Annotated in this window: 19 protein-coding genes; 9 read left to right on the top strand and 10 right to left on the bottom strand. The window is 50.5% G+C overall.

Annotation, left to right across the window (positions count from 1 at the left end; all coding sequences use genetic code 11):
* The first annotated feature begins 51 nt into the window (after positions 1–51).
* Positions 52–1,752 (top strand): M28 family peptidase, encoded by a 1,701-nt coding sequence (locus tag ACG2E4_RS06870; RefSeq protein ID WP_395276087.1) that lies wholly within the window; start codon positions 52–54, stop codon positions 1,750–1,752.
* Positions 1,753–1,757: 5 nt separating this feature from the next.
* Here the strand turns inward: ACG2E4_RS06870 and ACG2E4_RS06865 are convergent, their stop codons facing one another.
* Complete coding sequence (locus ACG2E4_RS06865; RefSeq protein WP_395276086.1) at positions 1,758–4,721, bottom strand: CHAT domain-containing protein; 2,964 nt, start codon at positions 4,719–4,721, stop codon at positions 1,758–1,760.
* A 154-nt stretch (positions 4,722–4,875) separates the two neighbouring features.
* Here ACG2E4_RS06865 and ACG2E4_RS06860 point away from each other — a divergent pair, with 154 nt between their 5' ends.
* A complete protein-coding gene (locus ACG2E4_RS06860) occupies positions 4,876–5,016 on the top strand; it encodes a hypothetical protein (RefSeq protein WP_395260117.1) in 141 nt (46 codons plus the stop codon).
* A 222-nt stretch (positions 5,017–5,238) separates the two neighbouring features.
* Here the strand turns inward: ACG2E4_RS06860 and ACG2E4_RS06855 are convergent, their stop codons facing one another.
* The 3 genes from ACG2E4_RS06855 to ACG2E4_RS06845 all read right to left on the bottom strand — a co-directional run bounded on the left by ACG2E4_RS06855 (position 5,239) and on the right by ACG2E4_RS06845 (position 10,400).
* Positions 5,239–8,322 carry a CHAT domain-containing protein gene (locus ACG2E4_RS06855; RefSeq protein WP_395276085.1) on the bottom strand — a complete coding sequence of 1,028 codons (3,084 nt, stop codon included), beginning with the start codon at positions 8,320–8,322 and terminating at the stop codon, positions 5,239–5,241.
* A 423-nt stretch (positions 8,323–8,745) separates the two neighbouring features.
* Positions 8,746–9,699: a signal recognition particle-docking protein FtsY gene (gene ftsY / locus ACG2E4_RS06850; protein WP_395260120.1), complete on the bottom strand. Its 954-nt coding sequence runs from the start codon at positions 9,697–9,699 to the stop codon at positions 8,746–8,748.
* A 101-nt stretch (positions 9,700–9,800) separates the two neighbouring features.
* Positions 9,801–10,400 (bottom strand): CDP-alcohol phosphatidyltransferase family protein, encoded by a 600-nt coding sequence (locus ACG2E4_RS06845; RefSeq protein WP_395260122.1) that lies wholly within the window; start codon positions 10,398–10,400, stop codon positions 9,801–9,803.
* Between the two features lie 65 nt (positions 10,401–10,465).
* On the opposite strand from ACG2E4_RS06845, the gene ACG2E4_RS06840 reads away from it, so the two are divergent.
* Entirely contained in the window at positions 10,466–11,041 is a 576-nt protein-coding gene (locus ACG2E4_RS06840; protein WP_395260123.1) for an NUDIX domain-containing protein, read from the top strand.
* 64 nt (positions 11,042–11,105) lie between these two features.
* On the opposite strand, the gene ACG2E4_RS06835 is transcribed toward ACG2E4_RS06840, so the two are convergent.
* Complete coding sequence (locus tag ACG2E4_RS06835; RefSeq protein WP_395260125.1) at positions 11,106–11,393, bottom strand: hypothetical protein; 288 nt, start codon at positions 11,391–11,393, stop codon at positions 11,106–11,108.
* A gap of 210 nt (positions 11,394–11,603) precedes the next feature.
* On the bottom strand, positions 11,604–12,023 hold the full coding sequence (locus ACG2E4_RS06830; RefSeq protein WP_395276084.1) for a helix-turn-helix domain-containing protein: 420 nt from the start codon (positions 12,021–12,023) through the stop codon (positions 11,604–11,606).
* Positions 12,024–12,347: 324 nt separating this feature from the next.
* Here ACG2E4_RS06830 and ACG2E4_RS06825 point away from each other — a divergent pair, with 324 nt between their 5' ends.
* The 3 genes from ACG2E4_RS06825 (at position 12,348) to ACG2E4_RS06815 (ending at position 15,579) form a co-directional block, all read left to right on the top strand.
* Complete coding sequence (locus tag ACG2E4_RS06825) at positions 12,348–12,812, top strand: DinB family protein (protein ID WP_395260128.1); 465 nt, start codon at positions 12,348–12,350, stop codon at positions 12,810–12,812.
* Between the two features lie 82 nt (positions 12,813–12,894).
* On the top strand, positions 12,895–14,226 hold the full coding sequence (locus ACG2E4_RS06820; protein WP_395260130.1) for a nitrogen regulation protein NR(II): 1,332 nt from the start codon (positions 12,895–12,897) through the stop codon (positions 14,224–14,226).
* Complete coding sequence (locus ACG2E4_RS06815) at positions 14,227–15,579, top strand: sigma-54-dependent transcriptional regulator (protein WP_395260132.1); 1,353 nt, start codon at positions 14,227–14,229, stop codon at positions 15,577–15,579.
* A 289-nt stretch (positions 15,580–15,868) separates the two neighbouring features.
* Here the strand turns inward: ACG2E4_RS06815 and ACG2E4_RS06810 are convergent, their stop codons facing one another.
* The gene (locus ACG2E4_RS06810) at positions 15,869–16,567 is read right to left on the bottom strand and encodes a YceI family protein (protein ID WP_395276083.1); all 699 of its coding nucleotides are present in this window, start codon (positions 16,565–16,567) and stop codon (positions 15,869–15,871) included.
* 19 nt (positions 16,568–16,586) lie between these two features.
* A complete protein-coding gene (locus tag ACG2E4_RS06805) occupies positions 16,587–17,216 on the bottom strand; it encodes a YceI family protein (protein WP_395276082.1) in 630 nt (209 codons plus the stop codon).
* A gap of 385 nt (positions 17,217–17,601) precedes the next feature.
* Here ACG2E4_RS06805 and ACG2E4_RS06800 point away from each other — a divergent pair, with 385 nt between their 5' ends.
* Positions 17,602–17,976 carry a response regulator gene (locus tag ACG2E4_RS06800; protein ID WP_395260136.1) on the top strand — a complete coding sequence of 125 codons (375 nt, stop codon included), beginning with the start codon at positions 17,602–17,604 and terminating at the stop codon, positions 17,974–17,976.
* A 520-nt stretch (positions 17,977–18,496) separates the two neighbouring features.
* Here ACG2E4_RS06800 and ACG2E4_RS06795 read toward each other — a convergent pair.
* Positions 18,497–19,768 carry a hypothetical protein gene (locus ACG2E4_RS06795; RefSeq protein WP_395260137.1) on the bottom strand — a complete coding sequence of 424 codons (1,272 nt, stop codon included), beginning with the start codon at positions 19,766–19,768 and terminating at the stop codon, positions 18,497–18,499.
* Between the two features lie 511 nt (positions 19,769–20,279).
* Between ACG2E4_RS06795 and ACG2E4_RS06790 the strand changes: the two genes are divergently transcribed.
* Positions 20,280–20,477: a hypothetical protein gene (locus ACG2E4_RS06790; protein WP_395260139.1), complete on the top strand. Its 198-nt coding sequence runs from the start codon at positions 20,280–20,282 to the stop codon at positions 20,475–20,477.
* A gap of 270 nt (positions 20,478–20,747) precedes the next feature.
* Here ACG2E4_RS06790 and htpX read toward each other — a convergent pair whose 3' ends face one another.
* Entirely contained in the window at positions 20,748–21,620 is an 873-nt protein-coding gene (htpX, locus tag ACG2E4_RS06785; RefSeq protein ID WP_395260141.1) for a zinc metalloprotease HtpX, read from the bottom strand.
* Positions 21,621–22,004: 384 nt separating this feature from the next.
* Between htpX and ACG2E4_RS06780 the strand changes: the two genes are divergently transcribed.
* Positions 22,005–22,439: a hypothetical protein gene (locus tag ACG2E4_RS06780; RefSeq protein ID WP_395260144.1), complete on the top strand. Its 435-nt coding sequence runs from the start codon at positions 22,005–22,007 to the stop codon at positions 22,437–22,439.
* The last annotated feature ends 104 nt before the right edge of the window (positions 22,440–22,543 follow it).

Raw genomic sequence — 22,543 nt, 5'->3', positions numbered from 1 at the left:
ATTAACTTCCTGTTTCGCAACATGCCTCTTTAATCCTGGCTGTTTACTACCATGAAAAAAAGAAATCCGCTTCTCTACCTGTTTTTTCCCGCTATACTTCTCCTGTTTATCCTGCACGGGCAGGCCGTTGGTCAGAGTGCCCCGGCTGAACGCAGTACCGACCAGCTGCTCAACCACCAGGAGGCGATCCGTACCGGGTTCCTGCATCGCCACCTTGCCGTGCTGGCTGACGATTCCCTGAAAGGCCGCGATACCGGCAGCAAGGAGCTCGACATTGCCGCGCGCTACCTGGCCGACCTGTATGCATCGATGGGCCTGCAGCCGGCCGGTGATCAAAACAGCTATTTCCAGCACTTCTCACTGAGCGCGCTGAAACGGGACAGCACGGTATTTCAGCTGTACAAAGGGGGCAGCCTGGTGGACCGCTCCGTGGAAAGTCAAACCAGCACCGGGAACTTTATCCGCTCTTTCGGGGGCAGCGATTCCCTTTCCGGCGAAATTGTCTTTGCCGGGTTTGGCATCAACGACCCCCGGCGGGATGTCAATCACCTGGGTGATATGGACCTGGAGGGCAAGTGGGTGCTTATCTTCCAGCAGATTCCCCACAAGGTCGACGGCGAAACGGTGATAGATCCCTCCATCAACGGGAAAACCCGGTTCAATACCATCATCGAGGAACGGGGAGCGGCGGGCATTCTCAATATTGCTCCCATTAGTGAAGAGGAATACCAGGCTACCGCCCAAAAAAATAACATCCGGTACGCTGAACCGACCCGGTTTGGGCTGGAGTACCTGAAAGATGACTCACGCGGAGATCTTCCCGTGGGATACAATTTGGTCAAACCCAGCCTGGCGGCCCGTATCCTGGATATCGATTCAACGCCGGAGGCCCTGCAGCAATACCGGGAGGAGCTTATTGAAAAGATCAGCTCGTTTTCGCCTCAAAAAACAGGGTACTCTCTCTCGCAAGCTCCCTCTGCTTCCCTCTCACGGTTAAAAACAAAAAATGTGGTTGCGATGCTCCCGGGAGGCGATCCCGAGCTGAAGGATGAGGTTGTCGTGCTGACATCCCATTACGATCATGTTGGCGTAGGTCAGCCGGACTCAACGGGCGACGCCATCTACAATGGCGCCGACGATGACGGCAGCGGAACGGTAGCGATGTTGAACATTGCCCATGCTCTTTCACAGGCCCGGGAAGCGGGTCACGCCCCCAGGAGAAGCATTCTTTTCCTGCATGTCTCCGCTGAAGAGAAGGGGCTGCTCGGCTCCCGCTACTATTCCGACCATCCTGTTATCCCGATGGAACAGACTGTCGCCAACATTAACATCGACATGATCGGGCGGATCGATTCCAGGCACAAACAAGAGGGGATTACCGACTATTCCTATATCATCGGAAGCAGTATTATCTCTTCTGAACTGGACAGCATGCTGACCGTTGCCAACAGCCGTTCGGGCAACATCGAACTCGATATGAGATACAACGACCTTCAGGATCCCAACCAGTTCTACCGGCGCAGCGATCACTGGAATTTCGGGCGGTTCGGAGTGCCGTTTGTCTTTTTCTTTACAGGGGTTCACGAAGATTACCACCGCCCCTCCGATGAAGTTCACAAAATCCGGTTTGACAAGCTCGCAAAAATAGTACGGACGATCTATGCTACGACCGTTGTTGTGGCAAATGAGGAGGATCCGCCGTCGGTAGATAACCAGGAATTCATCGACATGACCCGTACCCAGCCACGCTAAAAAACTTACCGGCCCAGCACGATAAACGGGGCCCAATAGACCGGGTGGTGAAAAAGCGGGTGCTCCAGCATCTTCAGCTTGGCTTGACGCATCGCGGGGGCGGCGTCTCCAAAGGGAACCGACGGATCCCATCCCACCCATCGCAACAGCGAGCTCCAGCTCCACGACGAGTGCAGGCTCTCTGCCCGATTCAGCAACGAGCTGTAAAACTGGTCCATAAAGTAGGCTGTAGACCGGTCATATACATTCCAGAGGCTCACGCTCACCGTGGGCACGCCGGCATAGAAAAAAGCCCGCTGCAGTCCCAGCATGCCTTCACCATTCACCATTTTGCCAAGCCCCGAGTTGCAGGCGCTCAGCACCACCATATCGGAATTTATGTTGAGCTGGTAAATTTCCGAGCTCCTCAGCATCCCGTCTTCTCTTCCGGACGCCTCCGAGGGGGAGGTGGAGAGGGCGAGCCCGCTAAGATTGGGGTTTTCTTCATCAATGATGCCATGCGTGGCCAGGTGAATATACCGGTAGTTTTTGGTGAGACTCTCTTTTATAAATTGCTCACTGAAATTCCCCTTCTTGAATACCTCTGCATCATTAAATTTTGAGGCAATAGAATCGACTTCAGCCAGTGTAGCCGGCAGGGGAGGGTAGGCTTCGCCCCGTTGTAACGGGCTGGATATTCCCTCAAAGCTGGATCCCGCTATAGCCAGCAACTCCCGCTCGTGGCCCGAATGTCGCTCTTTCCTGTTCTTCAGTAACGAAAATGTGGTCATCGAAGGGGCGTATTTAATACTAAACTGCTCAATCAAATATTCACCCTCGACCATCAGCGCTTCGAAGGGGAGGTAGGCCAGTACTTCATCCGGGACAATCATCAGGTTTTCATAACCCGAAAGTTCCTCGAAAAAAGGGGTGATCAGATGGTGGACCAGCTCGGATGACTGCGCCTGGATCAGGTGGCTGGGCTGGTGGGCCAGTATGTTGTCCCTGAACTGCTCCACCAGGGTAGTTATCCGGTGCCGGTCCTGCCGGCCGCCAGCCACATCGACCCGCTGTACCCGGATCTGCTGCCGCGTGATCAGAAATATCAGCAGCGCTTCGTCAGCAAAGGCGTATTCCAGGATTGCCGTATCACCGCCCGTCAGTGCCTGTGCGTCTGCTGCCGAAACCGGGGTTGGGTATTCCAGCTTCTTGAAGCCCTCATTTTGAGCACTGATCTCGTTCATAAAAGCGGCATATTCCAGTTCCGCACTGCGCAATTCTTTTTTCAGCCGCTGCTTTTCATATATGCTGGTCGTGGTATCGATCTGGCCCTGGTAGTTCTCTATGGTTTTCTGCAGTCGCTGCTTTTTTAGCTGATCTTCAACCGGCAGCAGATCATCCAGGTTTTTTGAGGCCTGTACCAGCTCATCCAGCAGCGTACGCGCCCGGGAGGCCTCCACAAGTTCAAAAGCCCGCTGCTTGTCACCGCGGTATTTTAACATCCATGAGGCCAGGTTTACATAAAAGTCGGCGTAGTTTTCAAAATATCCCGATTTCAGGCTGGCCAGCTCTCCCACCCTGCTTCGGCTGCTTTCAATTATATCTACAAGCTTAGTCCCATAGACAACTGCGCTGTCAGAGCCGATCTCATTAAAAGTGTGTGCCAGCAAGGCCAGCGGCCGCGGTGTAAGCCGGTCGCTGGTAACCCTGCCCTGGCGATAAGCTGTCCGAAAGTGAGGGAGAGCCCGCCTCGGATTACCGCGAGCTCGCTGTATGAGTCCCAGCTCAACCTGTACTTTTACCATTAAATCACGTATGCGGGTGGAGTCGGCAATCTGTTTGCTGCGCTCCACATAGTCGAGCGCCTTATCAAAATGATTACGGCCCCGTTCCAGCTGGGCGATATCCAGGTAGGAGAGGGCCAGTTCACGAACATTGCCCGTCTGCTTGCGTAGCTCAAGTGCTTTATGGTAATTCTGTCGGGCTTGTTCCATCTGTCCCAGGTCAACCTGCCGCGTAGCTATGTTCTTGTACTTGGTAGAAAGCTCGACGGGCGATGTGATGTTGTGACGGAGCACCAGCTCCAGGCTTTCCTGGTAATAGTTCAGTGACTTTTCAATATCTCCCAGCCGGTAGTAGAGATTTCCCAAATTTACCAGCAAGTGGGACCGCCTCACCGGGTTGCCGGTTTCTTGTGCATACTCCAGGGCTTTCTGGTAGGAGACCAGGGCCTGGTCATAATTTCCGAGATTAAAGTGAACCATCCCGATATTGAGATATGCCGTGGTAAGCCGGGCCGTATTATTGAGATTCTTACTCAAAGATAAACTTTTGGAAAGGTAGTCATAGGCCCGATCATACATCGAAAGGTTTATGTAGGTCATCCCGATGTTATTAAGGGTAATAGCTTGATTGAGGTCGGTGCCCACCTTTTGAAAAATTGTCAACGCCTTACTCCGGTGTTCAAGAGAGGAGGCATAATCACCCAGTTCAAGGTTTACACTGCCCAGGTTGTCGTGTATGATTGCAATCATCAGGGAATCATTGCTGGAGATAGCCAGCTGAAGTGCCTTCTGATACCGTTTCCGGGCGGCAGGAAACCGACTTTGATATTTTTGTATGAGTCCCCAGTAGTTATGGACCGATGTGAGATTCGAAGTATCCCGCCTCTGCTCTGCCAGGGGTTTGACAATTTCCAGTTGCGACAGCGCCTTGTCATACTTCGCCCGCTGAAAAAGCGCCTCGGTATAAGAAAACAGCGTATTGATATATTGAGAAGTGTCCTGAACCTGGTGCTGCCGGTAGAGACTTACCGCCTCTGAAAGATACAATTCAGCTTCCTTATAATTACCACGCTGCTCATATTTGATCCCGACTGTTGCGAGTGAGTCGGCCCGTTGCAGGTTTTGCCCCTGAAGAAGAACAGGAAGTCCCACCAGCACCAACCCCAAAATACCAAACCGTTTCAAGAGCATTGTATGCGATACCATCCACTGTAAATTGCCTGCTGTCCTCAAGTAAGCAAAAAAATCAGTAGCTAAAAAGGACAAATGATCAAAAAATAAAATTAATTTGTAAGGAATGTCCTGCCAAACGGTCTATTATAATAAAGCGCAACACTAAAACAGCCAACGGAGGTTGACAATGTTGATACTCAACCAGAAATCCAGCACTCTATTTGACAACGATACCACGCTTAGCCAGATGCCTGATGGTCAGGATGACGATTCAGGAGGTCAAGATTCGGAAAGAAATCTTCCGAGCCCCGAAGACAGTGACAGCTAAGCATCGAAGCTTATAGTCTCCTTTCTTGGGCAGGGCCCTCTCACTGGGTCCTGCTTTTAATTTTTCTCTTCGACTTATCACCGGCAGTTCCCATTTCCCAGGGACCTTTAGAGAACCTGCTAATTTGTAGGAAGGTGGTGGTACCACCGACCTTATTGACTTTTTAAAAGGGAATACAACTCCCTCAGAATCAGGATATTAGGATTTTGCCAAGCCCTCTACCTATTCGCCGATGAGCACAAACGGAGCCCAGAACCGGGGCGCGGCGTACTGCGACTCATTTAGCAGGTGAAGCTTTGCCTGCCGGGCCGCCTCTCGCAGTGAACCGTTATTATCGAGATGCCGGTAGAACTCGATCATCAGTTCCGAGGTAGACCGGTCATCGACCTTCCACAACGAGACCAGCAAATTTTGCGCCCCCGCATACTCAAAAGCCCGTGCCAGGCTGATGATCCCTTCTCCACGCTGCAGTTTCCCCAGCCCGGTTTCGCAGGCACTGAGCACAACCAGCCGGGCGTTCAGCTGCAGGTTGTAAACTTCCTGCAATCGCAAGATGCCATCTTCATCTTCCTGATGACCCGGTTCCCTGGCAAAGTGGATTCCGGGCGCGGTCACCGAGTCTTGCGACAGAAATGCGTGGGTAGCCAGGTGGATGATCTCATACTGCTCCTGAACCGACTGTTTAAATATCGCTTCCGAAGCTTCCTGCTCAAGATACAACTTTGTCAAGTACCCCTTACTGTTCATGATGGAGTCTACCTGCTGAACCTCGTAACGACTTAGAGGAAGGGCGTGGACAGGCGGAGTATCCCTGCTTTTATTCGTGCCGGCCTGCTCTTGGTACTGAGAAAATACCGGGGCCACGCCGACCAGTGATTTGTGCCCCTCCTGCCTTTGGTCCTGGCGCCAGAATTGCAGAAGCGTGGCCGAGGGGGCGTAAGAGATGGCATGCTGTTCCAACAGGTAGGGCATTTCCTGGTAATCTGTTTCGGGACCGGCCGGTTTTGTAGTTAATGCTTCAAACGGAAGATAATGGAGTGTTCCATCGGGTATTATTATCAGGCTGGAGCTCTTTACATGCGGCGCCAGGGGGGCAATCAGTGTTTCGTACAGCCGGTTTGAGGTATGGGCAAACTCCTGTTTATCATTCTCCTCAATTACCGTACGAAATTGATGGATTAACGAATCCAGGGTGGTATCTGCCCCGACCTTTTGCAGCCGGATCTGAGCCCGGTTCACGACAAACGCATACAGCGCGTTTCGGCCGGAGGCATACTCGATCATCGTTTGACCGGGCTTCAGCATCGCTTTAACATCTTCTGGGGTAATAGTTACCTCCTGGTATTTAAGCCTGTAGTATTGGGGATACTCCCGCTCCAGTTGTTCAATATGTGCTGACAACTGCTGCTTCAACGTAAAGACCGAGTCTTGCAGGCTTGTCATCTGAAGCGAATCGATATGGGTTTCACGGTCTGTCTTTTCCGCAATACTCCTGTGCACGCGGGTAATCTGACGACGGAGCTGCTGTTCCCTGGAGATCAGCGAATCCGGCACGCCGGCAAAACTTTTCGCTTCCATCTCCTTTAACTGTCTTAGCAGCACCTGTGCCTTTCCCTGTTCGGCAAAGAAGAGAGCATAAGCTACCTGCTTCGAGCTTCCGGTGCGCCGGTAGAGCTGGTAGGCTGTATCCAGCCCGCGTTTGTAGATCGCATCCGCACGTTCCGCCAGCACCAGTTTTGACTCATCGCTCCGGTATCCCGCCTGCATATTATTAACCAGCGAGGAAGCCGACAGGTAGGTCTCCATCGCCTTCTCCAGATAATCGAGCTCCCCGGTTTGTTGAAACAGTGCGCGATACGCTTCGCCCCGGCCTTGCAGGGCCTCCATCAGCAAGACCGGATGGGTAACACTGTCATGTACCCCTTCCTGGCCCCCGTTCTCTCCAGGATTGTTGCCTGACAGGATGGAAATGGCTTTTTGAATATGCTGAAGGGCGGCCTCTGGATTTTGTTGCCGCATAAAATTTTGGGCGATCTTGGTATGAGTATCGGCTATAAACGGGTGCTCGCTTCCCAGCAGGGGAATATTCATCTCAAGGTCTTTTTCCAGCCACTGAAGTGCCTCGTCATACGCTTTTTTGGCGGAATAGGCTTCTCCCAGGTTCGCATAGATATTGGCAATTTCGGGGTGCCGGCCCTCAAAGATCTGGCGGTGGAGGCTCAGCGCCTTCTTGTAGTATTTAATTGCCTGGTCGTATGCTTCCATATCGTAATGCAGAGCCCCAAGGTTTTGGTAGCCAATCGCCACGTCCAGGTTGACCTTCCCGATCACCTGCTCTTTTATCTCGATGGACCTTCGCATGTAGCGGACCGAGGCTTCCAAATTGCCTGTTTCCGAGTACACAATACTGATATTGTTATACCCGGCCGCCACCTGCGGATGCTGCTCTCCCCAATATCGGCTCAGTGTTTGGGTAGCCTCTTTCATATAATCCAGCGCCTGCTGGTAGTCCCCCCGGTAATAATGAATAATCGCAATGTTATTGATTCCACGGGCTACATTCGGGTGATCCGGACCCAGCAGGTTCCTGTCGATCTCAATACTTTTCCGGTAATATTCCATTGCGGTCCCGTTATCACCCATTTTTTGATAAGTGGCACCGATGCTGTTGTACACCTTGCTGACAAACAGGGACCCCGGAGGTTCCGAACGGTGGAATATATCCAGCGACTGAAAAAACTGCTCCATCGCCAGCTCAAGCTTTCCCTGGCTGTCGTACACCTCTCCGAGGTATAAAAGAAGGTATGCGCGTAATCTGGCATATTCCTGCTGTTGGCCGGAAAGCAGCTCAAGTCCTTTCTGAATTTTTGTGATGGCAGAATCATATTGCGACTGCTCCATATCCAGGCGCGCACCGAGCCGCAGCAACTTCGCCCGCAGCCGGGGACTTCCGGGCGTATGCTCCTGTACCAGGTCTTCCGTCTGTGCAATAGCAGTATTCGCCGTCTCATACCGGGCACTCTCAATACTGTTAATTGCCAGATTAATGTTACTGTCGACAACGCGTCTCCAGGACCCCGCCTTTTCATACAGCCTCGCAGCCCTTTCAAAATATGAGGAGGAAGAATCGTAGCGGGCAAATTTCTGCAGGGAATCCGCTTTTTGAAACAACTGAAAGGCGCGGGCAGTATCGGCAATAGCGGGCCGAGCCTCAGCCATCATTGCCGTTCCTCCCAACAGGGAGAGGAACACAAAAAGCACTTTTAATGCAGATGTAACTGAATTCTTAAAAAGGCTGGTTGCCATATTTAACTTTCGATTAGCTCGGGAGAATCAGACAAGCCGTGCCAGGCCGTTGTTGGCACGATAACGATATTTCCGTATATCCGGGACTACATATCCTCATTTGGTATAATGACAAGATACAACCTGCAATTTTCAACCCCATCCAGGCTGGGTTCCCCGCCTTATAACCTTCTTCAAGGGACTTTTGCAGAACCTAACTATTTTGTTTGGAGGTGGTACCACCGACCTTATTGCCCCTTTAGACGGGAGTACAACTCCCTCAGAACGAGGAATTAAGGATGTTGCAAAGCCTTCTTCAAATATTTTATTCCCTGGAAATCCGGCAGAGGATACAAATAACTACTCCCGGTTTATTTGTAAGAGAGCTTTACAACATTCAAACTCCTGTTCTCCTCCGTTTTCAGAGATCCAGGCTTTTTGCAATTAATCTCCAAACAGGGAGTTTACGAACAGTTCACGATCAAAGACCTGCAGGTCATCGATATCTTCCCCCACACCAATATATTTGACTGGGATCTCAAATTCGTGAGAGATTCCCAGGACGATGCCCCCCTTGGCGGTACCGTCCAGCTTGGTGAGCACCAGTCCCGTTATATCCACAAAAGAGGTGAAGGCGTTCGCCTGCTGCATCGCATTTTGGCCGGTTGAGGCATCCAGTACCAGCAGCACTTCATGCGGGGCACCCTCCACCACCTTGCCGATCACCCGCTTGATTTTAGCCAGTTCATCCATCAGCGACTTTTTGTTGTGCAGTCGGCCGGCGGTGTCTACAATGGCCACATCGGCGCCGCGCGACTGGGCTGCCGAAACCGTATCATAGGCAACGGCCGCGGGATCAGCCCCCTGTCCCTGTTCGATAAGAGGCACATCAGCGCGTTCACTCCATATCTTCAGCTGATCAACGGCGGCTGCCCGGAACGTATCTGCCGCACCGATCATGACCTTTTTGCCGGTCTGTTTGTACAGGTGCGCCAGCTTGCCGATAGTGGTGGTTTTACCCACCCCGTTTACGCCTACCACCAAAATAACGTGAGGTTTGGTGGGAAACTCGGCATCAAAGTCTGCCGGTCTCTCGGCAGAACTTTCTTTCAGCAGACCGATGATCTCATCGCGCAGCATATCCTGCAATTCGTTTTCCGTCAGGTACTTGTCGCGGGAGACCCGCCCTTCAATCCGGTCGATGATTTCAAGTGTGGTTTGCACGCCTACATCGGAGGTGATCAAAATCTCTTCCAGCTCGTCCAGAACGGCTGCATCCACCGTGGTTTTGCCGGCGACCGCCTTGCCGATCTTTTCCAGGAGGGAGGAACGGCTTTTTTCCACTCCTTTGTCGACTTTCTCTTTTTTCTTAAGTCCAAGCTTCTCTAAAATACCCATTGGCGTATGCTACCATTGATATAAATTGACATTGCATTCGTTCAACCAGACAGATATTCAAGCACCGATGTCGTCTCCAAACAGGGAACCAGACCAAATATTCAGTTAAATTCGGCCCCTTGCCTTATCTGGTTGAATCGTTGAAGATAATCAAAAAAGGAGAAAACCATTAATGCAATGGCATTTCCCATAAAAAAGAGGTGAAACGGGCCGGCTTCCGGTGCAAAAAAGACACTCATCCAGTACGCAGCCAGTCCGTTGACCGCAAACTTGCCGGAGGTCACCGCCATGGCCACCTTGCCCCGGGTTAGCTTAATATAGACGGAACCCGAAAGGATAAGCAGATCACGAATAACGGCAAATACAAAAAACCACAGGGGGATATAGCCGATGTAAACCGTGTAGATAAAAAGGAAAAAGGCGGTCAGTTTGTCGGCTATGGGATCAAGAATCTTTCCCAGCTCAGACACCTGGCCCGTTTTCCGGGCTATAATGCCATCCAGGTAGTCTGAAATGACCCCATAAGCCAGGAGCACAACCACCAGCCAGGTAACCTGAAAGTCATTCACGTAATGCAGGTAGATTACCGGGAAGGAGATGATCGTACGCGAGGCCGAAATCGCATTCGACCAGGTAAACACCTTGTTTTTTACCCGGATTTTAACTGGATCGGACGCCGCTTTTTCCACTGTTTCTGCCATCCTAATTGGTTATACTTTGAGCATCAAAGGTATGAATTCAAACGGAAAAGAAAAGGATATACTCGATGAGCTTAATTTCGGATAGTGAACAGCTGGTTGAAAAGCGGATCAGTTCAAAAGAGATTTTTGACGGCCGCCTGCTGCATGTTTTTTTTGACGAAGCCAGGCTGCCTGACGGGTCTGAATCGACAAGAGAATGGATTAAGCATCCCGGGGCCTCGGCTGTTCTTCCCGTATTCAGGGATGGAGATGTCATGCTGGTCAAGCAGTTTCGCTACCCGGTAGCGCAGATTTTCTACGAAGTGCCCGCCGGAAAAATTGATCCCGGCGAAACGGCCGACAGCACCGCCCGCCGCGAACTAAAAGAGGAGGCGGGGCTTACCTGCCAACAGTTCCATTACCTCGGCAACTTTTATCCCAGCATCGGCTACACTGATGAGATTATCCACCTGTATATCGCGTGGGAAATCGAGGAGTTCGAACAGACTGTGGATGAGGATGAGTTCCTGGTCAAGGAACGAGTGCCGTTTCGGGAGGCCGTCGAGATGGCACACACCGGAGAGATTTCTGACGGGAAAACCGCGATCACCCTGCTTCGGGCCTGGAAATGGTGGCAAAAGGAGGGACCATTCGAAGTGTAGAGGTCGGCCCCCCTCTCAAAGCCCGCGGTTTATTCAATCCGGCCTTTATCCTGTGCTTCCCGCATTATTTTATGATCTCCTCTTCCACGGCCAGCTCATACAGCGATTTGTGAAGGTCGGCATCCTCAATATCCCCCCGATTGATCAGCTCTTCCACCTCTTCGCCCTTGAGCAGCAAAATACACCCCATCCTGTTCAGCTCTTCGTCAAACTTGCGGGGATCTGCAAGCGACAGCTCCTCCAGATCAATGCCGTCGGGACTTTTATTCAAATTCACCAGTGCGTAAAACTTGTCGGCTTCCGTTTCTCCGAATCCAAAAATCTCGAGCTTGGTATCATCTTTCTTCAACATAAATTATTGTCCTGAGTTTACTCTTATCGTTACTGGTGCTATTCCTGAAACCCAAATAAGCAGCCTCCCGGTCTTTTTCCCGGTGTCCCTTTGCCGGCAGCAAATATTGGCGACTGGATTTTCGAACCTTGCAGCCTGGACAGTGAGGCCTTTTCGCACGCCATTCAGCATGCCTGAAAATCAACCCTTCAGGTTGAGCCGCCAGCAGCGTTACTTCCGGTAACGGTCCAGGAATTCGCGCGCCTTGATCAGCTCCTCAACCTCGTCGGTTTCTTTATTTACCACGGTCACCTGGAACAAGCTGATAATCGCCTGGTTTTCTATACATTCGATGGTCTCGTCCAGCGTCTCACACTCCTGCTTTTCGCTCACCAGGTCGTTAATGCCCTGTACCACATAGCGAAAGTTCCCGGTCGACTTTTTCCTGCTCTTTTGAGCCGGCGGATCTACCCTCGGCTCGTCAAAGTATTCGCGCAGGGCTTCTTCGGTCACATACCACTGTACTCCAAGCTTTCGGGCCCGTATTTTCCCCTCACGCAGGTACGCGCGAATCGTCATTTTACTGAGTCCGAGCTTCTCATGGAGATCATCTACAGAATACAGTGTCAGGCTTCCTATCTCTTTAGGCATAAAAGACTACCAAATGGTCATTTTATTACATTGCTATCGTTAAATCCGAGCTTAAAAAGCTATATGTTAAGCAGATAAAGATCAATTATAAATATAGTTTACTTATATATTAGTTAGTGAATTAAAAAAATAGTTGATCTGTATGGGTATAATCCCTTAAATTAATAACAGTTGTCTAAAACAAAGTCTGGTGTCTGCCGGGCTTTTTCTTTTTGCCCTCCCGACTAACATTTATTTTACGTCCCTCATCTCGTTCAGAAAGACCTCTGAGAATAAAATTTCCACCCGGTACCGGGGAATGTAATTAAACCAGGCAACCAAATTATGGACGATCTCAGGAAACATCTTATCGATCAGCTGGCAAACGAACATGCCCACACCAGTTTTGAACGCGCCGTAGAAGGGCTTAATATCAGCGACGTGGGGATACGCCCGAACTCACTTCCCTACTCCATCTGGGAACTTGTGGAGCACCTGCGCATCGCACAAGCCGACATCCTGGAGTTTTCTGTCAATCCCGGGTATGAGGCCCCGAAGTGGCCCGACGACTACTGGCCGCCCGAAAAAGCCCCGTCCGGAAATGCGGAATGGCAGCGTTCTCTTGAGGCTATCAACTCTGACCTGCAGGAGATGATTGACCTGGTGAAAGATCCCGGAATAGACCTGTTTACACCTTTTCCCCATGGAGACGGGCAGACTTTGTTCAGGGAGGCGATCTTGATTATTGACCACAATTCGTATCATACAGGCCAGATTATTACCATCCGGCGGTTATTGGGCCTGTGGTAAGATAGATTTAATGCGGTCAATTCCTGATCTTTCACTGAATATCAATCACGTTTGTAAAGCGATCCAATAATGAGTTGACTTGATGAGAGAACTGCTGAAGTTTTTTAAATATGTGCGGCTGGGGTACCTGATATTCACCTCGTTGCTAATACTGGGGGCCGTCTTCGGATTTTTCGAAATCGTGCAGATGACGATCCTGGACGATCCCTCTATCAGCACCCTGCGATGGCTTTATTTTACCCGTGGCGTGCTCGTATCGATACTGCTTGTGGTATGGGCGGCCTGGACCGTCTACAAATACCGGCAACTCTACGAAGACCGACTGGAGGTCGCCGAGGGTCGCTACAAAGATATTATTGAGCAATCAGCAGATGCGATCCTGGCCGTTAACAACGACGACATAATTACCGCCTGGAACCGCGGGGCGGAAGATATTTTCGGGTGGGACCGACAGGAGATTGTCGGGGAGTCTATTAAAAAATTTATTCCCCGCGACCTGCTGGAAGCACGCGAACTCGACTGCCTGGAGTTTGGCATGCAGTACCGGGGCTATGTGCAAAACTACGAAACCGAGCGGCTGACCAAGGATGGCAACCGGGTGCTGGTGAATTTAACCGAGTCTTTTATTCGGGATGTAGATGGCAAAATCGTTGGCCGATCGCAGGTACTCCGGGATTTGACGGAGCTCCGCATGCGGGAAGAACAGGTGCAGCAGTCGGAACGGCTGGCGGCTGTGGGACATATGGCGGCGGGCGTGGCCCACGAGATCGGTAATCCGCTGACGGCCATCTCATCCCTGACCCAGCTGGTCCAGCGCAGAACCGATGACGAATTCGTACAGAACCAGCTCACGAAGGTGCGTGACCAGATCCAGCGAATAAACAAAATTGTTCGCGATCTTGTGGACTTTTCCCGGCCCTCCAGCCTGGATCGGGAGGAAACGCAGATCAACAACACCATTGAGTCGGCGGTGGGCCTGCTCAAGCACGACGCCCGCTGCCGGGATGTGGCCTTTAACCTGAATCTTAATCCTGATTTGCCTACTATTCTCTGTGTGCCCGACCATATCCACCAGGTCCTGGTAAACCTGCTGCTCAATGCCGTTGATGCGATGAATGAAGTTGAAGACCCCGAAGTAAATATCAACACAAAAAGGATGGAGGAACCCGAAGGCGTCTGCATCATGGTGTCTGATATCGGCACGGGGATCAGCGAAGAGCACCTGGACCGGATTTTCGAGCCTTTTTTCACGACCAAAGAAGTTGGGGCCGGTACCGGGCTGGGCCTTTCGGTCAGTCATGGCATCATCAACAAGATGGGAGGAACCATTTCGGTTGAGTCGGAAGTAGGGCAGGGCACCACATTCACCATCACGCTCCCAAAAACCAATAATCACAACCAGGAACAGCAGTAGATGAAAGGTTCGATTTTAATAGCCGACGATGAGAAAGAGATCAGGGAAACCCTCTCCATGATACTGGAGGATGAAGGATATCGCTGCACGACGGTTGCAGACGGGACGGCGGCGATTGAGGCGGTCCAGGATGGCCGGTTTGATATCCTGATAAGCGACCTGAAGATGCCCGGGGCCGACGGCCTAGAAGTGCTTCAAAAGACCAAACAGCTCTCTTCCCAGACCCTTACCATCATTATTACCGCTCACGCCACTGTGGAAACCGCCGTGGAAGCGCTCCGCAAAGGCGCTTCCGACTATATCCTGAAACCGATCGATTTTGAAGAAGTGTTGATCCGCATCCAAAACCTGCTGGAACACAAAGAGCTTATCCAGGAAAACCGGTACCTGCGCGAACAGATCGACCGCAAGTTCAACTTCAATCACATTATCGGGGAAAGCGAGGCGATGAAGCGGGTTTATGACATGATCAGCCGGGTAAGCAACGCCTCAACCCACGTACTTATTACGGGTGCCAGCGGTACGGGCAAGGAGCTCGTGGCCCGCGCCATCCACTCCCACAGCGACCGGTCCGGCAAACCGTTCCTGGCCCTCAACTGCGGATCTATCCCGGCCGACCTGGTGGAAGCTGAACTTTTCGGTTATAAAAAAGGGGCTTTTACCGGGGCGGATAAAGACCATGAGGGTATTTTTGAAGCAGCCAACGGGGGAACGGTATTCCTTGACGAAATCGGCGAACTTCCTCCCGGCGTACAGGTCACGCTCCTGCGGGTTCTGCAGGAGAAAGAGGTCAAACCGGTCGGGTCAAACCGGTCAGTAAATTTCAATGCCCGGATTATTACGGCCACCAACCGCAACCTGGAAGAACAGGTGGAAAAGGGCACTTTCCGCGAAGACCTCTATTTCCGGCTCAATGTGGTTGAAATTGCGATGCCCTCGCTGGAGGAGCGCAAGGAGGATATCCCCATCCTCACACACCATTTTTTAAACAAATACAACCGCGAGCTGAACAGGGCCGTGAAGGGAATCACCAGCGATGCGATGAGCGCGCTGATCTCCTACCAGTGGAAGGGGAATGTGCGGGAATTGGAAAATGTCATCGAACGGGCAGTGCTTCTCGGGACTGAAGATCACATAACTGTTGAGGACCTGCCCGCCTCCATCCGCAACACCGATGACAAAGTGGACCTTGACAGCCAGTCGCTCGACGCGGCGGTACACGCGTTTGAAAAGCATCATATCAAGAGCGTGCTGAAGCGGACGGATGGCAACAAGTCGGAGACGGCCCGCCTGCTGGGCATCGATCCCTCCACGCTGTATCGCAAAATGGAGCGGTACGCGATTGATTCATAGAATGGAAACTGGTGGCCAGTCAACCGTAACCATGCAGCTTTACGGGATGCCGGAACGCAGATGAAACGGATACTGCGGATTAACCACAGAACAGGTGTTCCAACAGCACCCTCACATAATTGACCTGTGCAGATCAGCCTGATCGGTGTTTATCCGCGTTCGGTCAGGAACAAACCGAAATCCAGGTTTTTGATACGACACCAGGGATGTTTCCGCTTAAAAAACTTGCCAAAGACAACACCTGGCCAAGCAGGAGAGGGCACCAAAATGTTTTAGCCGGTCGGTCAATCTACTCGCCTCCCCCGTTCAGGTGAACGGATACATCAAAATGGACCGTAAGCTTTTCATTGGCCTTGATAAGGCCCATAAGGGCGGTGGGCGGTTCAATATCAAAATCGTGCATATTCAGTGGTTTTACCCCTTTTACGCGGAATCGCTCCTGCCCGACCAGCTGCCCCTCTACCACCAGGCTGGTCGTGTCGGTAACCCCGGCGATCGTCAGGAGGCCCTCCGTCTGAATTTTCATCCAGCCGGCCGAATCGGGATGCGTACTTTCACTGAGGAGGGTTGCCTGCAACAGCTGATAGGTTATGCTCGGGTGCTCCTCGGCCTTTAAGGCCTCATAGAGGTCGCGGTTCATCTTGCTTTTACCACATTCCAGCGCTTTTACGGGAATGGTTACTTTTACCTTTACATCCCCCTGGCCCTGTACATTTTTAGTGGGCTCTGTGGTATTTTCGATTTCACCAGAACCGGCCAGGCTTTCGGCATAGCAGCGGTAATCGACAACCGAGGCCGATCCCTCCAGCCAGAGTGCGCCGGTCGGTTCAATCTCGATATTTCCCGCCTCATAGGCCGGAGAAATCTCCTGGGCCCCGGCAAGCTGCAGCGATAATCCCCACACCGCCAGCAGTGCCACACTCAGCAGTCTCAGTAGTGCAGGTCTCGCCTGGGAAATATATCGTATTACAGTCTGGTGCCGGAGCATGGGAATTGATCGGTTTCTGTTAATTATTTGCCACAGCCTTGTTGGCGATTACAACATTGAACGATATCGTTACTTCCTCACCCGCTTTAATCGTGCCAAAAACAGCGCTGGGAGGATCTACATCGTAATCTTTCATATTCAGCGAGTAGGACCCCTGAAAACGAACATTTTCACCATCAGAGAGCGTTCCCTCTACAGGAAAACTTATCGTTTGTGTGGTACCCGCCACCGTTAATTCTCCGGTGGTATCCAGGGTAAACGTCCCGGTACTTTCGTCACTGGAAACAAGCTCCGCCTCGGAAAGCGTGTATGTGATTTCAGGATGATCTTTCTCCTTCAGGGCGTCATAGATCTTATTATTCATGCCTCCCTTTCCACTTTCAATGCTCTCAACAACCGCGGAAAACGACAGCGCCTTGATAAATTCGGCCGATGCCGGAACCGCAGACTCAAACAGGTTTTCGGACAGATCCGCCGTTAATTTCATCTCTTCCACGTCGGCTTCCCAGTCGTGTATCGTCGAGGTTCCCTCTATGGTCATGCTACTTTCAGATAACAACGTGTAGGCGTTGTTTTGGGCGTTTGCGTTTATGGAACCAGCCATTACCGCAACAAGCAAGCTTAGGATATAAATGTTGAACGTTTTCATTGTAACTCCATTATTCTGATTATTGATTTTGTAGTTCTACTACTAATACATGCAACCATCGTTCCAAAAAGGTGAATAACAGTGAATTATTTTTTACCCGGTAAAAAAGCCCTCCTCTTTATGCATCTGCCGGGTCGCGGTCGCGGGTATTTCAGCTGTATCCCAGGCGCGTTGCAGTAGTGCAATTTATAGCTGCGGCCCGGTTTGCAGTGTTGCAACACTGCTATTTCAGTTTCCCTGCTTCTCAAAGCTCCATTTCAGTTTATGTGGGCATAACGCCTCTCAAGGGGCCGTATTCAGAAAACTTTCATTCTTTCGCCTTTTTGGTACCAGTATTGCATACCTAACATATAAAGCTATAAAAATCTTTCGAAGAATATCTATAATGAACCGATCCATTTTAATTATCGATGACGAGCAAACCATCAGAGAGGCCCTGTCGCTCTTCCTGGCGGGAGAGGGCTATATCTGCCAGGTTGCAAAGGATGGAGAACAGGCGATCCAAAAAATAGGAGAGCAACAGTTCGATATTATACTTCTGGACCTGCACATGCCCCGCCATAACAGTTTGAATATACTGGAATATATTAAAAGGCATCGTTCTTCCAGTATTGTTATTATCCTCAGCGAATACTTCCACATCGACAATGCGTCCACCGCGTTACAACAGGGAGCCTCTGCGGTGATACTAAAGCCAATCGACTTTGAAGAATTGCTGGAGGTCATAGACCGGCAGACCAGCGTGGATAACGCAAATTAGTGACCCTTTACGGCATCCCCGGTCTTTACTCCTGTTGACTCTCCCAATTTTTTCGCCTCCGTATCTTAGGTTACCTTTTATCGCCCCCCTACACCCGGCAATAGCCCGATAAACGTTACCACCGGTCAGCAATCAAGCAGATGAAGTCGGCTACCGTACATTTGCTGGCATGGAAGGGCTATTGAGGACAGGCTATATAACAGGCAAACCTCAGCTCGGGATAAGAGTAAGTGGATGACCTAACAACCGGCTTCGACATTAATGTTGAGTGACCGTAGCAGGAGTGTTAAGTAGCCGATCCCGGGTAAGATTCACCTTCTATCGGATTGAGTTCAATGGTTTCAGCAAAGAAGGGGAACAGCAATACCCTGTTATTATAGTAAAAGCCGCTCCTTTCAGGGAGCGGCTTTTAAAATAAGGGAGTTATGTATTTAGGGATGTATGTAAGCTATAACGCACTCAATCATAAGGTCGTTTTATAGCCGCACCATAGGGATTGGTGCTTTGTTAGGGATATTCGTTAGAAACTGATTACGGCTTCCAGCATTACGCCGTCAAATTGGCCATCTTCCAGTTGACCGGTAAAACCGTCATAGGTTTGGGTTACATATTCGAGTTTGGCCAGCACGTTTTTGGTCAGGAACCAGCCACCGCCGATATTGAATCGCTCGATATCAATATCATCATTTGATACGAGGTTATATCGGGCACCCAGGTAGACATCCTCTCCAGCACCGAAGCGATAGAGCAGTTCTGCACCATACTGGTTGAAGGTATCTGAGGGCTGTCCCGCATCTTTACCCGTAACGGTTTCAAAGACGCCATAGAACTCCAGGCCGTTGTATTTGACAAAGGGGTTGATCATGATGGCCGTAATCTCGTTATCGAAACCGGGATCAAATCGACCAGAGCGGAAGCCGCCACTCATGACGTTGTAGTAGCGGGAGCCTGCACGGTCACCATCATACAGGTAGATCCCGTTGGCCTGGCCGGTGGTGTAGATAGAACCGGTCAGACGCAGGCGCAGGTCTTCGTTCACCTGGGAGTCATAGCCCAGCTTTCCTACGAAGCTACCCGTGTTTGCAGGATCGGTTTTGATCGTGCTCTGGTTCAGTTTACCGTTGGTGAGTCCCACCATGGCAAAGAGGTCCCCGCCGTAGTAGTAAATTTCACCGCCGACTTCAGTCGTAAATGAATCCATAATGTAGTTGCCTACAAAGGGATTGTGAATAGCCGCCCCGTTGTCCGTTCTGCGGAAGTGGTTGTCACCATAGTTGATCTCCATGTGCCCCACCTTAATGCGGAGGTTGTCCATCAGATCAGAAGCAAAGCCCTCTGAAATAAAGTCCAGGCGATCAATCTGAATATACCCGCCCTTTACCCACGCTTCCGGGTGGTGCTGGGAGGAGAGATACGTACGCAGGTGCATTCGCAGCCCGTTATCCAGTGCTACGTCAAAATCCAGGTTGGAGGTAGCGAGATTGAAATTGGATCCCAGTTCCGGCAGTGAACTCATAATCGGATTTCCAGACTCGTCAACGCCCGATTGCCAGGGACCCGCATTCTCATGGGTAATCGCCTGGAACTGGAGCGTGTTGGCGCCGCCGAGGCGAACGTTCACTCCGTCAAACTCCTGATCCGTGGTAAAAGGGGCTTCAAATTGATTAACACCCCGCTGGTCGGGACTCGTATAATATTGCAGGTCCCGGTCGGTGTCCTGGGCAAATACGCTACCTGCCATCACAAAGAATGACAATAGAAATAGAGAAAGGTATTTGGTTGATTGTTTCATAATAAAACCTGTAATGATTTTATGATTGAGATTGTTAGATGTTGTGAAAGATCGTATCTGTGATTTATTCACTCTTTTTTCGATTAACCTTTATTCAAACGTTTCTGTGTTCTTTCTCTTGGTAGTTACAAGGACCGTTCCAAAAGTAAGATCCAAAGAAATATTTTTTTGGATCCCCGGAAAAACAGCCTCATAATGCTTGAAAAGCAGAAAAAAATCACATAAAAATTTTTAAGCTCAACACGATGCGTAACCGCGTTATCGACAAATGCAATGTTGCAAGTATTACCGAGGGGGGATATTGCAGGACTGCAATATTGAATCTTCACGATTAAAAAGTGTATTATTCCAAGCGGAGCAGCAGAATAAGAATGGATATGACGCTTCCGTTCCCGGTAGTGGTACGTGGCATCATTATATTCCGGCAAAACACGTTAACTTAGGAACAACGCTGAAGAACGAAATTAATAACCCATATATACAATTAGAGTCGCCTGAGATGGACAATCCCGTGAATTCGTACAAAATCGGCAATATAGAGGTAACGATTACAGAATCGGATCATCCGGACAAGCTCCATGTTGAATGTAATGACGGTACCTACCATTCGGAGTTTACCATCCGCAAATACGAATATGAAAACTACCGGCGACATATGAACCAGCGTATAAAAAATGCATACCAGGAGCAGTACAGGCAGGAAGAGTAGAAAATACCGGCCTGTTGTTTGTACACACAACTATTTCTGTCGCTGGGAATTTGCCGGTATGCAGGACATGATCAATATCATGGGCGACACTTCCAGGTCCTGTGGAAATGCGCTGCTGGTTTAACGGAATGCATCCACCCCCTTTTGAAAACGGCTGAAATTAGCAGATCCAAGTTCTCCTCCCCAGTTCCCCGGGGAGAAGAAAGGAGTGTTCTTACGTCTCTTTGAGCATAGAATTGAATTTTATGAACTTCCTGTGGCTATCTCTGCTTAATCAAAATTATATTCTCCGGTTTGGGCCATATGCATCAGCCTGTTTACCCGGTCTTCCGTTTCCGGGTGGGTTGAAAAAAGGCTCATAAACTTTCCCCCTTTAAACGGGTTCACCGGGAACATGTGCGAGGTAGAGCGCATGGCCGTTTCCGAAACACGCATCGGCGTCTGTTCTACCGCCTGCTCAATACGCTGGAGGGCGGCAGCCAGGCTCTGCGGCTTGCCCGAAATTTCAGCTCCCACTCGATCCGCTTCATATTCGCGGGTTCGGCTGATGGCGGCCTGCAGCAGCGAGGCGGCAATGGGCGCCGTTATCAGCACCAGTATGGCCACCAGCGGGTTGGGCCCGTCGCGGTCGCCTCCACCGATGGGAAGGAAGAATGCAAACTGGGCCAGCATGCTCAGCGCGCTTACGACCGTCGTCACAATGGTCTGCGTCAAAATATCGCGATTTTTAATATGGGCCAGCTCATGGGCGGTCACACCGCGCAGCTGATCTCGATCCAGCACATTGAGGATCCCCTGCGTAAAAGCAACCGCCGAATGCTCCGGATTTCGACCCGTGGCAAACGCATTGGGCTGCTCCTGGGGAATAATGTATACTTTCGGCATGGGCAGATCTGCACTTTCCGCCAGCTCTTTTACCATGTTGTATAGCTGGGGATTAGACTGCGGGTCCACTTCCTGCGCCTTGTACATTTTGAGGACCATTTTATCGGAATACCAGTAACTCACGGCATTCATTCCCATTGCAAATATGAAAGCAATAATCAGCCCGGTCGATCCACCCAAAATTTGACCGACCAGCATAAAAAGCACAGCCACAAGCGTCATTAAAAAGACTGTGCGCATACTGTTTCTGTTAATCATATAGTACTCCGTTCAAATTTGAGTTTTACTTTTGGTTCAAAACGCGCCAGATAGTAATTTGTTTTGTCAGGCCGTATAGAATGTAAGGGATTTAACACCTGTTTTATACCCTCATTTTTACGATAGGCCGTTTATATTTTTAGAGGACTTTAAAAAACCAGGAGTTTTGTTCAAGATCAAAGCCTGAGCGGATCGGGAACCGCAGTTTATATCTCACATATGAGGATTTCGAATCCACGAAAATGCCGATATTGGCCAATACAACGGTTTTGCAAAGCCCTCTTTATATATGAACTCAGCCCTGACCTTCAATTGTCGGAATCAGGTGGAGAGGTTCTATCCGGTAAGGAAAACAACGATAACTGAACCACATCGGGTGTAACAATGAGTGACAGGAATGCTCTTTTAAAGAAAATAAAAAACAAACGGCGGGAAGCGGCGGATTATCTCAGCAGGAATGAGCCTAAAAAGTCACGACTTCTTACTACTTCCATCATTGCGGGGGCCCTGGCTGCCGCTTTAACGGCCGGACCTGGCATGGGGGGCAGTGGTTTTATCGAGGCGGCCAAAGGGGTCGTTTCTTTCGGCATTCCGGTGTGGCAGGTGCTGTGCCTGCTCGCGACGCTGCTATCGATGGCGGCGGTCATCAGCAACGGCCTGTTGAAATCTGATGATATCTCCTCGAAAATCGCCCAGGTCCGCAGTTGCGATGCAAAACTTGAAGGACTGGAAACGATGCTGGAACTTAACCAAATTGACCTGGAGCATGCGGCTTCCCTCTACACGCAATATCTGACGGATATTCCCCACGTTCGATGACAGCCCCTGGAATGAGTTCGCAGAGGAGTTCCAAAAACCGTTGTTTTGCCAATTCCTGCATTTCAATAATCCTCTTCTTCCAGAACGTTGCCGTAGAATCTGTA

It is taken from the genome of Halalkalibaculum sp. DA384, assembly GCF_043951955.1.
In the GTDB taxonomy this organism is placed as follows: Bacteria; Bacteroidota; Rhodothermia; order Balneolales; family Balneolaceae; genus JAMQKA01.
The sequence above is the reverse complement of the archived record's forward strand: the minus strand, read 5'-3'. Positions and strand labels throughout refer to the sequence as shown.